The sequence below is a fragment of the Nocardia sp. NPDC003726 genome (genome assembly GCF_053586955.1).
This window is the reverse complement of record NZ_JBSFNF010000001.1, coordinates 147343-164250: the sequence shown is the minus strand read 5'-3', so window position 1 is coordinate 164250 and position 16908 is coordinate 147343. Positions and strand designations below refer to the sequence as shown.

General features: G+C 69.7%; 18 protein-coding genes. 9 read left to right on the top strand and 9 right to left on the bottom strand.

All coding sequences use genetic code 11. From position 1 onward, the window contains the following. Positions 1-212 precede the first annotated feature (212 nt). The 5 genes from ACWDMM_RS00825 to ACWDMM_RS00805 form a co-directional block, all read right to left on the bottom strand. Positions 213-1031, bottom strand: a complete 819-nt coding sequence (locus ACWDMM_RS00825; RefSeq protein WP_195081241.1) for a class II glutamine amidotransferase — start codon at positions 1029-1031, stop codon at positions 213-215. Positions 1032-1100: 69 nt separating this feature from the next. Further along, positions 1101-2150 (bottom strand): ABC transporter ATP-binding protein, encoded by a 1050-nt coding sequence (locus tag ACWDMM_RS00820; RefSeq protein WP_449935307.1) that lies wholly within the window; start codon positions 2148-2150, stop codon positions 1101-1103. Further along, positions 2147-2956 (bottom strand): molybdate ABC transporter permease subunit, encoded by an 810-nt coding sequence (modB, locus tag ACWDMM_RS00815; RefSeq protein WP_449935305.1) that lies wholly within the window; start codon positions 2954-2956, stop codon positions 2147-2149. The genes ACWDMM_RS00820 and modB overlap by 4 nt, the downstream gene beginning before the upstream one ends. After that, positions 2956-3735, bottom strand: coding sequence for a molybdate ABC transporter substrate-binding protein (gene modA / locus ACWDMM_RS00810; protein ID WP_357105069.1), 780 nt, complete (start codon positions 3733-3735; stop codon positions 2956-2958). Before modA ends, modB begins: the two co-directional genes overlap by 1 nt. Before the next feature lie 11 nt (positions 3736-3746). Next, entirely contained in the window at positions 3747-4145 is a 399-nt protein-coding gene (locus ACWDMM_RS00805) for a TOBE domain-containing protein (RefSeq protein WP_195081237.1), read from the bottom strand. Positions 4146-4417: 272 nt separating this feature from the next. Here ACWDMM_RS00805 and ACWDMM_RS00800 point away from each other — a divergent pair, with 272 nt between their 5' ends. The 5 genes from ACWDMM_RS00800 to ACWDMM_RS00780 all read left to right on the top strand — a co-directional run bounded on the left by ACWDMM_RS00800 (position 4418) and on the right by ACWDMM_RS00780 (position 10649). Then, a complete protein-coding gene (locus ACWDMM_RS00800; protein WP_357105064.1) occupies positions 4418-5614 on the top strand; it encodes a PucR family transcriptional regulator in 1197 nt (398 codons plus the stop codon). Between the two features lie 148 nt (positions 5615-5762). Beyond that, positions 5763-7214 (top strand): dihydrolipoyl dehydrogenase, encoded by a 1452-nt coding sequence (lpdA, locus tag ACWDMM_RS00795; protein WP_357105061.1) that lies wholly within the window; start codon positions 5763-5765, stop codon positions 7212-7214. 10 nt (positions 7215-7224) lie between these two features. Then, positions 7225-8367, top strand: coding sequence for a pyruvate dehydrogenase (acetyl-transferring) E1 component subunit alpha (gene pdhA, locus ACWDMM_RS00790; protein WP_357105058.1), 1143 nt, complete (start codon positions 7225-7227; stop codon positions 8365-8367). A 19-nt stretch (positions 8368-8386) separates the two neighbouring features. Further along, entirely contained in the window at positions 8387-9370 is a 984-nt protein-coding gene (locus ACWDMM_RS00785; protein ID WP_323124265.1) for an alpha-ketoacid dehydrogenase subunit beta, read from the top strand. A 19-nt stretch (positions 9371-9389) separates the two neighbouring features. Further along, positions 9390-10649 carry a dihydrolipoamide acetyltransferase family protein gene (locus ACWDMM_RS00780; RefSeq protein WP_357105054.1) on the top strand — a complete coding sequence of 420 codons (1260 nt, stop codon included), beginning with the start codon at positions 9390-9392 and terminating at the stop codon, positions 10647-10649. A 6-nt stretch (positions 10650-10655) separates the two neighbouring features. Here the strand turns inward: ACWDMM_RS00780 and ACWDMM_RS00775 are convergent, their stop codons facing one another. Further along, complete coding sequence (locus ACWDMM_RS00775; protein ID WP_357105051.1) at positions 10656-11129, bottom strand: iron chaperone; 474 nt, start codon at positions 11127-11129, stop codon at positions 10656-10658. A gap of 53 nt (positions 11130-11182) precedes the next feature. Further along, positions 11183-11539, bottom strand: a complete 357-nt coding sequence (locus ACWDMM_RS00770; protein ID WP_195081230.1) for a VOC family protein — start codon at positions 11537-11539, stop codon at positions 11183-11185. Between ACWDMM_RS00770 and ACWDMM_RS00765 the strand changes: the two genes are divergently transcribed. Then, positions 11538-11669, top strand: coding sequence for a hypothetical protein (locus ACWDMM_RS00765; protein WP_357105048.1), 132 nt, complete (start codon positions 11538-11540; stop codon positions 11667-11669). The two genes, ACWDMM_RS00770 and ACWDMM_RS00765, sit on opposite strands and share 2 nt — an antisense overlap. 91 nt (positions 11670-11760) lie before the next feature. Beyond that, positions 11761-14559: an ATP-binding protein gene (locus ACWDMM_RS00760; protein WP_195081229.1), complete on the top strand. Its 2799-nt coding sequence runs from the start codon at positions 11761-11763 to the stop codon at positions 14557-14559. 21 nt (positions 14560-14580) lie between these two features. Here the strand turns inward: ACWDMM_RS00760 and ACWDMM_RS00755 are convergent, their stop codons facing one another. Continuing rightward, positions 14581-14829, bottom strand: a complete 249-nt coding sequence (locus tag ACWDMM_RS00755) for a hypothetical protein (RefSeq protein WP_195081228.1) — start codon at positions 14827-14829, stop codon at positions 14581-14583. Between the two features lie 18 nt (positions 14830-14847). Between ACWDMM_RS00755 and ACWDMM_RS00750 the strand changes: the two genes are divergently transcribed. Together ACWDMM_RS00750 and ACWDMM_RS00745 are read left to right on the top strand one after the other, a co-directional pair. Then, entirely contained in the window at positions 14848-15504 is a 657-nt protein-coding gene (locus ACWDMM_RS00750) for a hypothetical protein (RefSeq protein ID WP_195081227.1), read from the top strand. A gap of 32 nt (positions 15505-15536) precedes the next feature. Further along, entirely contained in the window at positions 15537-15902 is a 366-nt protein-coding gene (locus ACWDMM_RS00745) for a class I SAM-dependent methyltransferase (RefSeq protein WP_449935301.1), read from the top strand. On the opposite strand, the gene ACWDMM_RS00740 is transcribed toward ACWDMM_RS00745, so the two are convergent. Further along, complete coding sequence (locus ACWDMM_RS00740) at positions 15866-16828, bottom strand: ABC transporter substrate-binding protein (RefSeq protein ID WP_323124266.1); 963 nt, start codon at positions 16826-16828, stop codon at positions 15866-15868. The two genes, ACWDMM_RS00745 and ACWDMM_RS00740, sit on opposite strands and share 37 nt — an antisense overlap. Positions 16829-16908 lie beyond the last annotated feature (80 nt).

Below are 16908 nucleotides of genomic sequence, written 5' to 3'. Positions count from 1 at the left end.
TCCAGCCGAGGTGAGCGAGGCGCCCTCCTCGACGACCTCCGCAACTCCGGCACTCGTTCGGCCGGCGCCACCGTGCGCCAGGTGCCGTCTCGCGAAGAAGCCCTGCCCCGAGACGCTGCGCGCGGCGGTCGCGCGGGCCCGTGAGCTCACGCGGGTGCGCAGGCAGCGGCCGCGAAGGGCTGACGGGGCGATCGGGGCGAGGAGCGAACCGCTCAGGGGGCGATCGGTGCGAAGGGGCGCGTTTCATCGTGGCCGAGACGCACCACACCAGCCGACGATTCCTCGACTTCGTTCCACGCTCCGGGCAGATCGCGCAGCGGCTCGGAGACCACGAATCGGGCGTCCGCCCCCAGCGTGCGGAGCGCTTGCACTTCCGGGTGCAAGGCACGCACTTTCGCCACATCGTTGGAATAGAACAGCGATCGCGACCGCCGTTCGGTGGAATACCGGAAGAACCACATGGACTCGCCGTCGGTGGTCGCGACGGTCATCTGCACCGGAGCCTCGACCTCGTGTGCGCGGCCGACGTCCTCGATGAAGCCGACCGCACGGGCGACCGCGCCGAACGGATCGTCGACGAGCCCGAAGGTCAGGGCCAGGAAGAAGAACAACTCCGAATCCGTGGAGCCCTCGATGTCGGCGAACAACAAGGGATCGACCGCCGTCGCCAAATCGCGCTTGCACTGCCGGAACCCGCGCAGCGCTCCGTTGTGCATCCACAACCAGTGCCCGTGCCGGAACGGATGACAGTTGCTGCGCTGCACCTCGCTGCCGGTCGACGCCCGCACGTGCGCGAAGAACAGCGACGTCTGCACCTCCGCCGCGATCTCCCGCAGGTTACGGTCGTTCCAGGCCGGTTCGACGCTCTTGAACACCGCCGGACGCGGGCCCGCGCCATACCAGCCGATCCCGAAGCCGTCACCGTTCGTGGTCGTCGCACCGAGCTGAGAGTGCAAGCTCTGGTCGATCAACGAATGCACCGGCCGGAACAAGAGGTCCTCGGCCCAGATCGGCTCACCCGAATAAGCCATCCACCTGCACATCCCTCGATTGAAGCAGACCGGGCGGTATTCAGCTACCGCATCGCCGCAGCCGGTGCGTCACGCCGGGTACGAACGGGTTTCCGTCGCCTTCACCGCGGCCCACAGCCGCTGACCCGGACGCAGGCGCAACTCGGCGACGGTGGCCGGGGTGATGTCGGCGAGCACGGGTGGGACCCCGTCCAGACGGATCCGGGTGACGTGCGCGTGTTGCTCGATGCCGGTGATCGTGACCGGCCAGCTGTTGCGGGGGCTGCCGACGGGTTGTTCGGGATGCAGGCCCACCGCGTTCGGGCTGAAGGCCACATGCACCCGTCCGTGCGCGGGTTCGGCGATGGTGATGACGCCGCCGCCGTCCAGGTCGACAGTCGTGCCGCGCGCGGTGCCACGGTAGAGATTGAGGCCCATCAGAGTGGCCACGTAGTCGGAGCGCGGGCGTGCGGCGACCTGCGCGGGCGATCCTTGCTGGACGATCGCGCCGTCCTCGAGGATGACCAGCCGGTCGGCGAGGACCATCGCGTCGAGGGGGTCGTGGGTGACCAGGACGGTGTGGCCGGGGTAGTCGCGCAGGTGGTGGGCGAGGTCCGAGCGCACTTGGAGCTTGGTGCCCGCGTCCAGCGCCGCGAGCGGCTCGTCGAGCAGCAGCAGCTGTGGTTCGGTGGCCAGCGCGCGGGCCAGGGCCACCCGTTGCGCCTGCCCGCCCGACAGCGCCCGGGGTTTGCGATGCGCGTAATCGGCCAGTCCGACCCGTTCGAGCCATTCGCCGGCCCGCGCCCGCGCGGCGGTGCGCCCGCAGCCGCGGGCGCGCAGCCCGAAGGCCACGTTCTCCAGCGCCGACAGGTGCCCGAACAGCAGATAGTCCTGGAACACGACGCCCACCCGGCGGCGTTCGGCGGGCACGAACGCCGCCGGCGGCGCATCCCACGTGGTTCCGTCCAGCCGGATGTGCCCGCCGGTGAGCGCGATCAGCCCCGCCAATGCTCGCAGAGCGGTGGTCTTGCCCGCCCCGTTCGGCCCGAGCAGAGCGATCACTTCGCCCGGCGCGGCGACAAGGGGTAGCTCGAGCGCGAATTGCCCGCGAACGATCCGCAGGTCGGCCGCCAAGCTCATACCGTCCCCTTGATCCATCGTTCGCGCAACGCCACGAGGACGGCGACCGAGACGGCCAGCAGCACGAGGCTGAGCACGATCGCCGCGTCCGGATCGGTCTCCAGCGCGAGATAGACCGCCAGCGGCATGGTGGTGGTGCGGCCGGGGAAGTTGCCGGCGAAGGTGATGGTGGCGCCGAACTCACCGAGCGCGCGGGCCCAGCACAGCACCGCGCCCGCGACCACTCCCGGCAGCACCGACGGCAGCGTGACCCGGCGAAAGGCGTACCAGCGAGTGGCGCCGAGCGTGGCGGCCGCCTCCTCGAAACGCGGATCGGCCGCCCGCAGGGCTCCTTCGACGGAGATCACCAGGAAAGGCATGGCCACGAAGGCTTCGGCCACGATCACCCCGGCGGTGGTGAACGGCAGGGAGACGCCGAACCATTCGTAGAGATACCGCCCGAGCAGGCCGCGCCGTCCCAGCACCAGCAGCAGTGCGACACCGCCCACCACGGGCGGCAACACCAGCGGCACCGTGACCAAGGCCCGGATCAGCCCGCGCCCTGGCAGTTCGGCGCGCGCGAGCACCCAGGCCAGCGGGATGCCCAAGACCACGCAGATCACCGTGGCCGCGCTCGCACACCACAGCGAGAGCCGCAGCGCCTGGCCGACTTCGACGCTGAACAACCGAGCCGGCATGGCCGACCACGGCGCGCGCGCCAGCAGCCCGATGAGCGGTACGACCAGGAATGCCAGGCCGCAGGCCGCGGGCAGCATCAGCGCGACCGGCCGCCGCCCCAGCACCGCACGCCGCCGCGAAGGCGCCATCACGGGGTGTCGAATCCCGCCGCGGCGAAGACCGGCCTGGCCTGCTCCGATGTCACGAAGTCGACGAACGCCGCGGCGGCCGCCGCGTTCGGCGCGTGCGCCAGCGGCGCGATCGGGTAGTCGTTGACCGCCTTGCCGGACTCGGGGAAGTCGATGCCATCGACCTTGCCGCCCGCGGCCTCGACGTCGGTGCGGTAGACCAGCGCCGCGTCGACTTCACCGAGCGTGACCTTGGTCAGCACCGCTTTCACGTCCTGCTCGCGGGTATCGGGTCGCGGTGTGATGCCCGCGGTCTCCAACACCGTCTGCGCTGCCGCGCCGCAGGGCACCTGCTCCGCGCACAGTGCGAGCTTCGGCTCGGTCCTGCCGAAATCGGCCAGGCCGGTGATGTGGCCCGGATTGCCCTTCGGCACCGCGATCTCGAGCCGGTTACGCGCGAAGGTGACCGGCGCGGCGGTGACCTCACCCTTGTCCTGGACCTGCTGCATGTTCTTCGGCGCGGCGGAGGCGAACACGTCGGCCGGTGCGCCCTGATTGATCTGCTCGGCGAGCGCGGAACTCGCGCCGAAGCTGTAGATCACCTCGACGCCCGGGTGCGCGGCCTCGAACTGTTTGCCGAGTTCGGTGAATGTCTCGGTCAGCGACGCGGCGGCGAACACGGTCACCCTGCCCGAGACGTGCCCCGCGCCGGTGTGTTCGGTCGCGTCGTCCGAACCACAGCCGGTCGCGCTCACGACAGCCAGCACGGCCGTGGTGGCGACACCCAGATTGCGAATCATCCTCGACCTCGTCAACTTTCCGGTATTTCCACGACGACGTGCGTGGACTTCACCGACGCGACAGCGACGCTGCCGACCTCCAAACCGAGCTCGTCCACCGATTCCCGGCTCAGCAGCGACACCAGCCGGAACGGTCCGGCCTGCATCTCCACCTGCGCCATCACGGTGTCCTTCACCACCCGGGTCACGATTCCGCGCATCCGGTTGCGGGCCGACGCCGCGACCGTCACACCGGGCTCCGGCGCCTCGGCGTTGGCCCGCAGGAACTCGGCGAGCTCACGGCCGCTGACGCCCTTGCGGCCGTTGTCCAGCTGAATCGCGGTCAGACGGCGTTGGTCGATCCATCGACGCACCGTGTCGTCGCTGACGCCCAGCAACGCGGCGGCTTCACTGATCCGTAGATTCGACACGAGTGACAGTTTATTGCCGCATACGCGGTATAGATAATCGATCCAGTCCGCGATGTCGACTACTCCGGCGCCCGACCCTCGCCTCGGCACGGGGTCGCCGTCATGACCGGACGGCGTGGTCAATGTACGGCTTCGCGGTGCGACGGCGTCCGCCGTGTAGATGGCCGACCGAGCGTCGCCGCCGGTGCGGCATTCCGCTGGCTATACCGTCGTGGTACGCCACCGCTCGCGAAGTCGTGGCGCAACGGCCGACCAGAAGGACCCCGAGCGACATGCCGACATCGAAGAAGGCGACTCCGGACGCCTGCACGCGGGCGCTGGTGGCCGCCTGCCGCGCGGAGATCCCGGCCCTGACCGATCGGCTGATCGCGGAGATCTTCACCGACAACCCCGAATGGACCGACTACTCGCGGGTCGCCCGCGCGGATCTGGTCGATGGCTGCCGCCGATACGTGACCCGGATCCTCGACCTGCTGGGCGCTCCGACGACCGCGCTCGACGACGACGTCGCCGCGTCGATCGGCCGCCGCCGCGCCGAACAGGGTGTGCCGCTGGAGGCCATGCTGCGCACCTTCCGGCTCGGCGGACGGATCGTGTGGGAAGCCCTGCTCGACCAGGCGGACGACCTCGCTCCCGGCGAGATCCGCGCGGCGGGCACCGCGTTGTGGGCCGTGATCGATGGGCTGTCCACGGCGCTGGTGACCTCATACCGCAATACCGAACTGGAGCAGTTGCGCAGCGACGAGCGCCGTCGGCACGCCCTGATCGAGGACCTGCTCGCGGGCCGGGCGAACGACACCACCTTCGCCGCGCGCGCCGCCCGGGAGCTGAACCTTCCTGCCGGTAGTGACTATCTCGTCGTCGTCGCCTGCGACGCGGGCGAGGCGATGCACACCGGCACGGAAGCCGCTTTGGCCGCGGTCGGCATTCGATCGGTGTGGCACGATCGCGTCGACTCGACGGTGGGGTTGATAGCGGTCGAGCGCCACGACGTCGCCGCGGTGTTGCGCCGGATCGAACCGCACGTGCGCGGCCGAGCGGGCGCCTCACCCGCGGTCGGCGGCTTGGCGCGGATCGGCGTCGCGCACGGCTGGGCGCTGCTCACCCTGCAGACCTTGCCCGACGACGCGACGGGGCTCGTGCCGCTGCACGAGCGCTTCCGACACGCGCTGCTGATGCGTTCGACCGATTTGACCGACATGCTCGTCGCGCACACCCTCGGTCCGGTGCTCGCCCTGCCCGCCGCCGAGCGCGTGACGTTGCTGGACACGCTCGCGGCATGGTTGGCGCACGACTGCTCGGCGGCCCACGCCGCGAGCCGGTTGCACTGCCACCGCAATACCGTCATCAATCGCCTGCACCGGGTCTCGACCCTGCTCGGGCGTCCGCTCGAAGGCCAGCGCAGCTATGTGGAACTGTCGCTGGCCCTGACCGCCCTCGACCTCGTCCGGATACCGGAGAGAGCCTGAGCAGGTTGGGCGCTGCGCCCAATTAGGCGAGTGCACTACTGGGCTTCGTGGTGATTGTTTGTGCACTCCGCCACGGCAACACTCGATAGCGATGATCCGCCCCACAACCGGAGGCGGATCGAATCATCGAGGACGAGGAGCACCACGAGTGCCGGATTTCGATCTACTGGTGGTCGGCGGCGGCCCCGGCGGGTACGTCGCCGCCATCCGCGCGGCCCAGCGCGGCTTGCGCGTCGGCTTGGTGGAGAAGGAGCGCCCCGGCGGCGTGTGCCTCAATTGGGGCTGCATTCCGACCAAGGCGATGCTGCGGTCCGCCGAGATCTTCCAGATTGTCGCGGCCGCAGCCGATTTCGGCGTCTACGCCGACAACGTGCGCTATGACTTCGGCGCGGTGCGTGAGCGCAAGGACGGCATCGTCAAGCAACTCACCGACGGTGTGGCGAGCCTGCTCGCCGCGAACGGTGTGACGGTGATCGAGGGACACGCCCGTTTCACCGGACCGACCAGCGTCGAGGTCTTCGAGGCGGGACAGTCGCCGATCTTCCCCGGCGGCCCCCGCTACGCCGCCGCTCCCACAGCCACCGCCACCCGGACCATCACCGCGAGCGATGTGATCATCGCGACCGGATCGGTGCCGGCGCGGCTGGCGATTCCGGGCGCGGACCTGCCGGGCGTCATCACCTCCGACGGCGCGTTCGGGCTGACCGAGGTGCCCGAACGCCTGGTCGTCATCGGCGGCAGCGCGGTCGGCGCGGAATGGGCCAGCCTGTTCGCGAGTTTCGGCAGCCGGGTGACCATCGTCGAACTACAGGACACCCTGGTGCCGCTGGAGGACGCCGACGTCGGCGCCGCCCTGCAACGGTCGTTCACCAAGCGCGGCATCACCGTGCTCACCGGCTGCACCGTCGAGGCCATCGCGCGGACCGACGCGCTGCGGGTCACCGTCGCTGGCGAACACGCCGGTGACCTCGACGCGGACGTGGTGCTGGTCGGCGTCGGGCGCCGTCCCAACACCGCCGACCTGGGCTTGGACCGCGTGGGCATCGACACCGACCCCCGCGGCTTCATCCCCGTCGACCAGCAGCTGCGCACCGGCGTAGAACACGTCTACGCCATCGGTGATGTCACCGGGCGCGCCCTGCTCGCGCACGTCGCCTCCCATCAGGGACTCACCGCCGCGGACGTGATCGCCGGTCACTCGGCGCACCTGGACTACTCCGCGATCCCGGCCGCCACCTTCACCCACCCGGAGATCGCCAGCGTCGGGCTCACCGAGGCGAAGGCACGCGCCGCGGGCCACGAGGTCGTCACCGCGCGGTTCCCGTTCGCGGCGCTGGGCCGGGCCAAGACCTTCGGCGAAACCGAGGGCTTCGTGAAGGTCGTCGCCGGACAGCGTCATCGCGAAGTGCTCGGGGTGCACATCATCGGCCCGTCGGCCAGCGACCTGATCACCGAAGGCGCGTTGGCCATCTCCCTGGAGGCGACCCTCGACGAACTCGCCGACACCATCCACGCCCACCCCACCCTCGGCGAGATCGGCATGGAGGCGGCCATGGCCGGACTCGGCCTGCCCGTGCACATCCCGCCCCGGAAGCGTTGAGGAGCCTGCCGTGACCACCAGCACCGCCTCCCGTAAACCGAGCCGCAAGACGGCCGCACGCGCCTCCGCCCCGGTCGCCGGCGACCACGCCGTACCCGCGCGGACGCGGAACGACGCCGCTCCGGTGGACGCGCGCATCGCCGCGGAGGATTCGGACAGCCTGCGCGGGCTGTTCCGCGACATGCTGTTCATACGCCGATTCGAGGAGCGCACCGCGCAGAGCTACCAGCAGGCGAAGATCGGCGGCTACTGCCATCTCAACCTGGGTGAGGAAGCCACCGTGGTCGGGCTCGGCGCGGCCATGCGCCCGACCGACTATCTGTTCACCAACTACCGCGAGCACGGTTACGCGCTGGCCAAGGGCATCGAGCCCGGCCGGGTCATGGCGGAGCTGTACGGCCGCGCCACCGGAACGTCCAAGGGCTGGGGCGGTTCCATGCACATGTACGACACCGCGACCCGCATGCTGGGCGGTTACGCCATTGTCGGCGGCCAGGTTCCGCTGGCCGTCGGCGCGGCGCTGGCCATCGACTACCGCGGCGAGGACGACGTGGTGGTGTGCCAGATGGGTGAGGGCACGACCAACATCGGCGCGTTCCACGAGGCGCTGAACATCGCGGCGCTGTGGGATCTGCCGGTGGTGTTCCTGGTGATCAACAACCAGACCGGGATGGGCACCACGGTCGAACGCTCCTGCGCCGAACCGGATCTGTGGAAGCGCGCCGCCGCCTATCGCATGCGCGGGGAGCGTGTCGACGGCACCGATGTGCTCGCCGTCCGCGATGTGGCCGGTGAGCTGATCGAAACGGCCCGGCGCGAGAAGAAGCCCGCGCTGCTGGAAGCGGTCAGTCACCGCCTCAAAGGCCACTCCGTGGTCGACCCGGCGAAATACCGCACCGAAGACGCCGTCGCGATCGCCAGGAGCAACGATCCCATCGTGCGCTGGCGCGACGCACTGCTCGCCGCCGGTGTGCTGGACGATCGGTCCGTGGCCGAACTCGAAGCGGACGTGACGGCCGCGGTCGCCGCGGCGGTCGAATTCGCCGACGCGAGTCCCCATCCGGAGCCGTCGAGCCTGTTCGACTACAACTACGCGACACCCGTGGCGGGCGATTCGCGCCGCCTGCCCGCCGACCCGCTGTTCACCACCTAAGGACATCACCGTGGCTGTCATGACCTATCGCGAAGCGCTGCGCGAGACCCTCCGGGAGGAGATGCGGCGCGACGACGACGTCTTCCTCATCGGGGAGGAGATCGGCGTCTTCGAAGGCTCCTACAAGATCACCGCGGGACTGCTGGCCGAATTCGGCGAGAAGCGGGTGCGCGACACTCCGATCGCCGAGGAGGGTTTCGTCGGCGCGGCCATCGGCGCCGCCATGCTCGGACTGCGCCCGGTCGTCGAGATCATGACGATCAACTTCTCGCTGCTGGCGCTGGACCAGATCGTCAATCACGCCGCGAAGATCTACGGCATGTTCGGCGGGCAGACCAGCGTGCCCATGGTCATCCGCACTCCGGGCGGCGGCGGGCAGCAACTGGGGGCGACGCATTCGCAGAACGTGGAGTTGTACTACGCGTTCGTGCCGGGCTTGAAGGTGGTCGCGCCGAGCACTCCGGCCGACGCGCGGGCGCTGCTGAAAGCCGCCATCGAGGATGACGATCCGGTGCTGTTCCTGGAGAACCTGTCGCTGTACAACACCAAAGGCGAAGTGCCGGAAAACCTTCCGAGCGCCGAGATCGGCAAGGCCGCGGTCACCAGAACCGGCTCCGACATCACGCTCATCGGCTACTCCCGCATGGCCACGATCTGCACCGAGGTCGCCGAACGACTCGCCGCCGACGGATTCTCGGCCGAGGTCATCGACCTGCGCAGCCTTCGTCCGCTCGACCGCGCCACCCTCGTCGCGTCCGTCCGCAAGACCGGCTGCGCCGTGATCGGCGAGGACGACTGGCTCACCTACGGCATCGGCGCCGAGGTCGCGGCCTCCATCTCCGACGGCGCCTTCGACTACCTGGACGCCCCGGTGCGCCGGGTGGCCATGGCCGAGGTGCCACTCCCCTACGCCAAGCCGCTCGAACGGCTCGCCCTGCCGTCGGCCGACTCGCTGTACACCGCCGCGCTGGAAACCCTCGCGGCGGTCGGCAAGCGACGCTGAGACACCAGAGGACGCATCCATGCCCGAAATCACCATGCCCCGCCTCTCCGACACCATGGAGGAAGGCGTCGTCGTCTCCTGGCTCAAGCAGGTGGGCGATCCGGTCGAGCGAGGCGAAATCCTCGCCGAAATCGAAACAGACAAAGCCCTGATGGAGCTCGAGGCCTACGACAGCGGCGTCCTCGAGCAGATCCTCGCCGCGGAGGGCGCGCGGGTGCCGATCGGCACGCCGATCGGCCTCATCGGCGACGGCAGCGGCACCACCGCGAGCGGCTCCGGCGGTAGCGCACCCGCGCCGGCCGCGACCGCCTCCGGCGAGCAAGCTGCTGCGGAGAAGGGCTCCGAGCCGGCCTCGAACCGCGTGGTGCCCGAATCCACCGCCGACGCTCCGGCAACGGCGGAGCGAAAGAAGGCGTCGCCGCTGGCGCGCAAGATCGCCGATGAACTCGGCGTGGACATCACCACCGTCACAGGCACCGGCCCGGGTGGGCGAGTCATCCGGCAGGATGTCGAATCCGCCCATCGCACAGGCGAACTCGAACAGCCGGGGAAAGCCGCCGCCTCGCCCGAGCCCCCGGCTCCGGCCCCAGGCGACTACGAAGAACTTCCGCTGACCACCATTCAGCGGGTCTCGGCCACGCGGCTCACCGAGAGCAAACAGCAGGCGCCGCACATCTATCTCACCACCGCGATCGATGTGACCGAACTGTTCGGCTTCCGCGCACAGGTCAACGCCACGCTCGCGCAGGCAGGCGGGAAGGTCAGCGTGAACGACCTGCTGTTGAAGGCCGTCGCGGTGACGCTGCGGAGCAACCCTTCGGTCAATGTCTCCTTCGCGGGTGACAAACTGTTGCGCCACCGCGGAATCCATCTCGGCATGGCGGTCGCGACACCGGCAGGCCTTCTCGTCCCCGTGCTGCGCGACGCCGATCGCAAGAGCGTGTCGGAGATCGCCGCAGACAGTCGCGACAAAGCTGAACGCGCCCGCGAGCGCAAACTGCGCAGCGACGAGATGAGCGGCGGCACTTTCACCATCTCCAACCTGGGCATGTTCGGCATCGAGCACTTCACCGCCGTCATCAATCCGCCGGAGGCCGCCATCCTCGCCGTCGGCGCGGCCACCGACGAGCTGCGGCTGGACGACGGCCAGGTGGTGACCCGCAAGATACTGCGGGTCACCATGTCCGCCGACCACCGCGCCATCGACGGAGCCGTGGCCGCACGGTTCCTGCAAGAGCTGAAAGACCTGCTGGAACATCCGCTTCGGATCGTGACCTGAGGGCGCTCAGCCCACCGCCTTGCGCACCAGTTCACCGATCCTCGCCTCCTCGACGGCGGTCACCTTCGTGAGCGCGAAGTACGTCGGCCACATGGCGCCGTCGTCGAGGTCGGCGAGGTCGTTGAAACCGAAGGTCGCGTACCGCGACTTGAACTTCTCCGCGCTTTGGAAGAAGCACACGACCTTGCCGTCCTTGGCGTAGGCCGGCATGCCGTACCACAGCTTGGGCGACAGTTCCGGAGCGCTGGCTCGGACGACGGCGTGCAACCGCTCGGCCATGACGCGATCGGATTCGGCCATCCCGGCGATCTTGGCGAGCACGTCCTGCTCCCCGTCCGCCTTCGTCGCGCGCGAACCCCGGCGCGCGGCCGTCTTCAGCTCCTGGGCGTGCTCTTTCATCGCGGCGCGTTCCTCGTCGGTGAACTTCACCGCGGTCTTCGTCTCGGCGCCGGTGCGGGTGGCGGACTTCCGCGTAGTCATGAGTCTGGTCTCTTTCGTTTCGGAGGGGGTGGATTGGATGCTGGTCACGCTGCTCATCGGTCCTGGATCAACCCGAGGACGTGGCCGTCGGTGTCGGTGACGGTGGCCACCAGGCGGCCGCCGCCGACGTCGTGCGCCGACTCGGCCACGGTGGCGCCCGCGGCGGTCAGTTCCGCCAGCTTCGCCTCGATGTCCGGCACGTGCCAGTACGCCACCGGCGCGGTCATGCCCTGCGGTCCGCCGTTCGGCACCAGCCCGATGTGCTGCCCCTCGGCCTCGAAACCGACGTAGTAGGGCGAGTCGGTCTGCGGCTCGGTGCCGAGCAGGGCGGTGAACAGCGCCTTGGCCGCCGCCAGATCGGACACCGGATGCAGCACGGTCTTGATGCCCTGGGTGGAAGAGCTGGTCATGATCACTCCTGAATTCGTCGGTCTGGTCGTCCTCGTGGTGCCCGTTCTGTCGGGCGAACCGGACGTGTTCACAGCTTCTCTCCCGGCACAGGCAACCCACATCCGTGGCGACCACGGAACCGTCCACTGATCGCGCACGGACCGCCCACGGCCGCGGCACCCACCACCACGGAAACAGACCGCAGAGTTCGAAGATGACGCGATAGGGCAGAATTGCCGCCATGGCGGCGACAGTGGAGATCTCGGCTCGGGAAGCCGAGGTGCTGGCGCTGGTAGGGGACCATCTCAGCAACGCGGAAATCGGGGCGCGACTGTTCATCTCCGTGCGCACCGTGGAAAGCCATGTCTCCTCGCTGCTGCGCAAGCTGGACGTGCCCGATCGCCGCGCGCTGGCCCAGCGCGCGTCCGATTCCGCTCCCGCCGACCGGCCGCACCCGGCGCCGGTGCTGCCGACGCCGCTGACCTCCTTCATCGGCCGTGGCCGGGAGCGCGCCGAGCTGACCGAGATGATCCGCGCACACCGGCAGGTGACCGCGGTCGGCCCCGGCGGAGTCGGCAAGACCCGGCTCGCGCTGGCCGTCGCCGCGGACATGGCCGCCGAATACTCCGACGGGGTCTGGTTCGTCGACCTGGTACCGGTCGCGGCCGCGGATACCCGCGTGGTCGCCGGTACGGTCGCCCTCGCCCTCGGCCTCGGCGAACAGCCCGGCCGCGGCATGGACGAGTCGGTGCCCGCCGCGCTGGCCGACCGGCACGTCCTGCTGGTGCTGGACAACTGCGAGCACGTGCGGGACGGGGTGGCCCCGTTCATCGAGCGGCTGCTCGCGACGTGCCCGCGATTGACGGTGCTGGCGACCAGCCGGGCCCGGCTGATGGTGCCGTTCGAACGGGTCTACACGGTCGCTCCGATGTCGTTGGCGGGCGACGGCGACTCCGACGCGGTCGCGTTGTTCATGGACCGCGCCGCGGCCGGCGGCTGGCCGCCGAATCACGCGCTTCGCGACCAGGTCGCCGCCTTCTGCGCGCGACTCGACGGCGTGGCGCTGGCGATCGAGCTGGCCGCCGCCCGCTGGACCACGCTCGGGTTGGATGGTCTCGAAGCCGGGCTCTCCGATCAGCTGCGCATGCTGGCCGGGGGCCCGCGCGCCGAGGACCGGCACCGATCGGTGCGCGCGGCGCTGGACTGGAGTCACGCCCTGCTGGAGCCGGAGGATCGAGTACTCCTGCGCCGGGTGTCGGTGTTCATGGGTTCGTTCACCGTCGAGGCGGCGGCGCAGGTCGCGGCGTCGGAGAAAGCCGTCGTCGCGGACGGATTGGCCCGGCTCGCCGAGCAGAGTCTGCTGGCGGTGACGCCCCGTCCGGGCGGGACCGGTTACCGGGCCCTGGAAACCATCCGTCAGTACGGCATGGAGCAGTTGGCGCAGGCCGGGGAGCTGGCCGACATCCGGGCCGGGCACCTGCGCTGGTGCCTGGCCGAGGCCGCCGAACTGTCGGTGGTGGGAGCGGATTGGCGGGCACGGTTCGACGCGATGGCCGATGATCTCCGCGCCGCGCTGGCATGGGCGGCCGACCAGCCCGCCCAGCGCGTGGAAGCCTTCCGCTCGGCGCAGCACCTGGCGCAATTGTGCTTCACCCGCAATCTGATCGGCGAATCCCAGATGCGCTACGAACAGGCGGCCGCACTCGCGGAGGACTCGGCCGCCGCCGCTTCGATGCTGCGCCACGCCGCCGCGGCGGCCGGATGCCAGATGCGAGGGGACGATATGCACCGCCTGACCCGCGCGGCCGCCGACGCCGCGCTGGAGTCCGGCGACTCCGCCTGCGCCGCCCGCGATCTGGCGACCGCCGCCGCCAACGCGTACCGGTTCGCGAGCAAGTTCGTCCGTCCTCTGTCGCCGGAGGAGGCGAGCACGCTCATCACCGAGGCACGGCGGCTCGCCGATGATGATCCGGCCGCCCAGGCCGCCGTGGCGCTGGCCGACGCCGGACGAGCGCTCACCGATGCGCTCACCGCCCAGTCGTCATCCGGCAACGTCGTACCGGAGACCATCGCGTGCGCTCAACGCGCGGTCGAACTCGCCGAACGCACAGGTGACCCGCTGGCCCGATCCGCGGCGCTCGACACGCTCGCGGGCGCGCACAGCTTGGCCGGTGACACTTTCGCCGCGGCCGCCGTCGCGCGCGGCCGCATGGCGCTGCTGAGGTCCACCCCGCATTCTCCGGACGGCGCCCATGAACTGATCGACGCGCTCGGCGAGGCCGCCGAAGCCGAACTCGGCGCGGGTGATCTGCGGGGCGCTCGGCGTTGGGCGCAGCGACTCGCTGACCATCCGCTGCTCGCCGAGGTCGGGCATCGTGCGACGAGCTGGCTGCTGGTGACCGACGCGCTGGCTGGCAATGTCGAGGAGATACGCGCCAACAGCATCCGGTTCCTCGAGTCGTGGCATCGGGCCGGCAGCCCCGTCCAGTCGCTTCTCGGCCCGGCGGTCGCGGGTGTGGCGATGATCCACGACTTACGCGGCGACCACGACGCTCGGGCCGAATGGGACGCTGTCATAACCAGGCTCGGCACGCCGCCGGGGCATACGCACGGCTACGGCGCGGTCTTCGACGCACTCGCCATGATCCACCACGGGCAGGTGCGCGAGGCGCTGGATCGGATGTCCTCCGATCCGGGCGAGGTGTGGAGATGGGTCACGTGGATCTGGCTGCACTGGTACGTGGCGTTGCGGGCCGAAGCCGCCGTGCTCGCCGGGGCGCCCGATGCGGGCGACCGCGTAGCCGAGGCCAGGACCATCGTCGCCGGCAACCCCATCGCGGGCGCCATCGTGGAACGAGCCGCGGCACTGCACGCCGGTGACCGAACGCGGCTGCTCGCCACGGCGGCCGCGTTCGACGCCGCCGGATGCCGTTACCAGTCCGCGCGGACCGCCGTGCTGGCCGGTGGCGAGCACGCTGCCCGCGGCGCGGCCGCCCTCGCCGAACTCGGCCTCACACCGATGGCCCCGATCAGCTGGTGAACCGCCGGGCACGGGCCTCGCTTACTTCTCCCGTCGTGACCAGCGAAGGAACAATCGCCGGACACGCTCGCCGAGACCCGGCACAGGTTGCGGCCGCGCATCGCCGGTTTCGTCGACCGCCGATGCCGCCTCGGCGAATCGGGCATGCAGTTGTTCGCGTACCTGGTCGGGGGTGTAGGCACGGCGGCGGCGCTCGGCGCGCACCACCACGACACCGGTCGCAACCACACCGGCCACACCCGCCAATCCCACTGCCTTCCACCACCTCATACCGCATAGGCTACGACCATGACGGGGACGGGCATCGATCTCGACCGGGCGGTCGAGATCACCAGGACGGGTGACATCTGGCTTTTCCGTGGCCATTCCACGGCCGACCGGGTGATCCGCATGACGACGAACAGTCCGGTGAACCATGTCGGCATGTCCGTCGTGATCGATGACCTGCCCGCGCTGATCTGGCACGCGGAGCTGGGACGCTCCCTGCCCGATATGTGGTCGGGCACCGCGCACCGCGGCGCCCAGTTGCACAACCTGCGCGATGCCGTGCTGGTGTGGGCGCACCGCTACGGTCAGCAGGCGTGGTTGCGCCAGTTGAACCCGCCCGCGACCCGGGAGATGGAGGACGGCGCGCTGCGCGCCATCGCACGGCTCGACGGCACTCCGTTTCCCTCCACCGCGGGCTTGGCACGGCGCTGGCTGCGTGGGCGTGCCCGACTCCCCCGCCGGAAGGCGAATCGATCGACCACCCGTGAGCTGGAGAACGCGTACTGCGCCGAAATCGTCGCCGCGACCTACCAGGCGATGGGACTGTTGCCGCAGCACCGCAGCCCCGACTGGTACGACCCGGGCCGCTTCTGGAGCGGAGACGGGCTGCGACTGTCCGGCGACTACGCGCTGAGTGGCGAAATCGCCGTCCGCACACCGGATCCCGCGGATTCCTGAGCACGGGATCGGACCGCACCAGGCTGGCTCCAATGGCCGACCCGCTGCACTTCGAAACGCACGCCGAGATCTACGACCGCGCCGGACCGCCTTACCCGGACGCGCTGTGGTCGCGGTCGACCGAGCGCGGATTGCTGCGTCGGGGCGTGCGGGTGCTGGAACTCGGCGCAGGAACCGGACTGGCGACCGAACCGATGCTGCGGGCAGGAGCCTCGGTCACGGCCGTGGAACCCGGCCGCTCGCCGGCCGAGCGCCTGCGCCTGCGGTGCCCGGATGCCGATGCGCGCGTCGCGGGAGCGGAGGCGGTGCCGTTGCCGACGGCGGCCTTCGACCTCGCCGTCGCCGCGACGGCGGTGCCGGGTTACTTCGGAGCCTGCGAGTTGTACTTGTTGGTGTAGAACTTCGACGGCTCGAACGAACCGGTGATCGCGCCGGTATCGCGCAGCCAATCCTCCCAGCGCAGGAAGTCGGCGTCGACGATCGCGCCGTTGACGGCGGGAACCCCGACCGAAAGCCAGTACTTCACCGACGCAGCGTCCTCGCCCGAACGCTTCCGCTTCTGGATGATTTCGGTGAACTTCGCGACGACCTGGTCACGAGGGGTGGTCTTCTGCCACTCGATGGCCTTGGCGACCCCGTCGACGAATGCCCGGACACTGTCGGGATTCTTGGCGATGAAGTCGTTGCGGAATACATACTGGCCGCCGTTGAACGGGCCGAATTCTTCGTAGTCGGTGAATACCGGACGCAGGCCGCCGTTGGCGATCGCACGCTGCTGGAACTGTCCGCTCAGCGCTGCGACGTCGACCTGGCCGCGCCGCACGGCGTCCTCGGTGTTCGGCGGGGGCAGCACGACCAGCTGCACCGACTTGATCTGCTGTTCGGTGAATCCGGCCTTCTTCAGCGCGGTGTGGATATCCGCCTCGGACTGACCACCCAGCGTATTCACGCCGATCTTCTTGTCCAGCAGATCTTTCGGAGTCCTGATCGGACTGTTGTCGGGCACATAGAATCCGGTGAACGTCTTCTCATCGGAGCCGTAGTAATTCACCACCGCGGTGATCGGCGCGCCGCCCTGCGCTAGTTTGGCGACCGCGCCCCCGAACGCGCCACCGAAGTCGACCTGCCCGGTCGCCGCCGATTGGATGTCCTGCGGGCCGCTGATGGTATTGCCCTGCCATTCGAGCTTCACTTTGCCGTCGAAGAAGCCGAGATCCTCCGCGAGCTCGGGAATGACGACTTGCGAAGCCCAGCCTTGATACCGCAAGACCGGCACGCCGCCGGAAGTGCGGACTTCACCACCACCGCACGCGGTCGAAAGCATTGCCACAGTTGTGGCGACTATCGCGCCTATCAGAAATCTGCCGCGCGCTATCACGCTCATACTCTCCCTCGATACATCCG

Coding starts and splice junctions, on each gene's coding strand:
- ACWDMM_RS00780 (WP_357105054.1), top strand. CDS start 9,390: ATGCCCGAAATCACCATGCCCCGCCTCTCCGACACCATGGAGGAAGGC.
- ACWDMM_RS00765 (WP_357105048.1), top strand. CDS start 11,538: ATGATCACTCCTGAATTCGTCGGTCTGGTCGTCCTCGTGGTGCCCGTT.
- ACWDMM_RS00800 (WP_357105064.1), top strand. CDS start 4,418: ATGCCGACATCGAAGAAGGCGACTCCGGACGCCTGCACGCGGGCGCTG.
- ACWDMM_RS00750 (WP_195081227.1), top strand. CDS start 14,848: ATGACGGGGACGGGCATCGATCTCGACCGGGCGGTCGAGATCACCAGG.
- ACWDMM_RS00820 (WP_449935307.1), bottom strand. CDS start 2,150: ATGAGCTTGGCGGCCGACCTGCGGATCGTTCGCGGGCAATTCGCGCTC.
- modA (WP_357105069.1), bottom strand. CDS start 3,735: ATGATTCGCAATCTGGGTGTCGCCACCACGGCCGTGCTGGCTGTCGTG.
- ACWDMM_RS00755 (WP_195081228.1), bottom strand. CDS start 14,829: ATGAGGTGGTGGAAGGCAGTGGGATTGGCGGGTGTGGCCGGTGTGGTT.
- ACWDMM_RS00760 (WP_195081229.1), top strand. CDS start 11,761: ATGGCGGCGACAGTGGAGATCTCGGCTCGGGAAGCCGAGGTGCTGGCG.
- ACWDMM_RS00825 (WP_195081241.1), bottom strand. CDS start 1,031: ATGGCTTATTCGGGTGAGCCGATCTGGGCCGAGGACCTCTTGTTCCGG.
- ACWDMM_RS00785 (WP_323124265.1), top strand. CDS start 8,387: ATGACCTATCGCGAAGCGCTGCGCGAGACCCTCCGGGAGGAGATGCGG.
- ACWDMM_RS00770 (WP_195081230.1), bottom strand. CDS start 11,539: ATGACCAGCTCTTCCACCCAGGGCATCAAGACCGTGCTGCATCCGGTG.
- modB (WP_449935305.1), bottom strand. CDS start 2,956: ATGGCGCCTTCGCGGCGGCGTGCGGTGCTGGGGCGGCGGCCGGTCGCG.
- ACWDMM_RS00775 (WP_357105051.1), bottom strand. CDS start 11,129: ATGACTACGCGGAAGTCCGCCACCCGCACCGGCGCCGAGACGAAGACC.
- ACWDMM_RS00740 (WP_323124266.1), bottom strand. CDS start 16,828: ATGCTTTCGACCGCGTGCGGTGGTGGTGAAGTCCGCACTTCCGGCGGC.
- ACWDMM_RS00745 (WP_449935301.1), top strand. CDS start 15,537: ATGGCCGACCCGCTGCACTTCGAAACGCACGCCGAGATCTACGACCGC.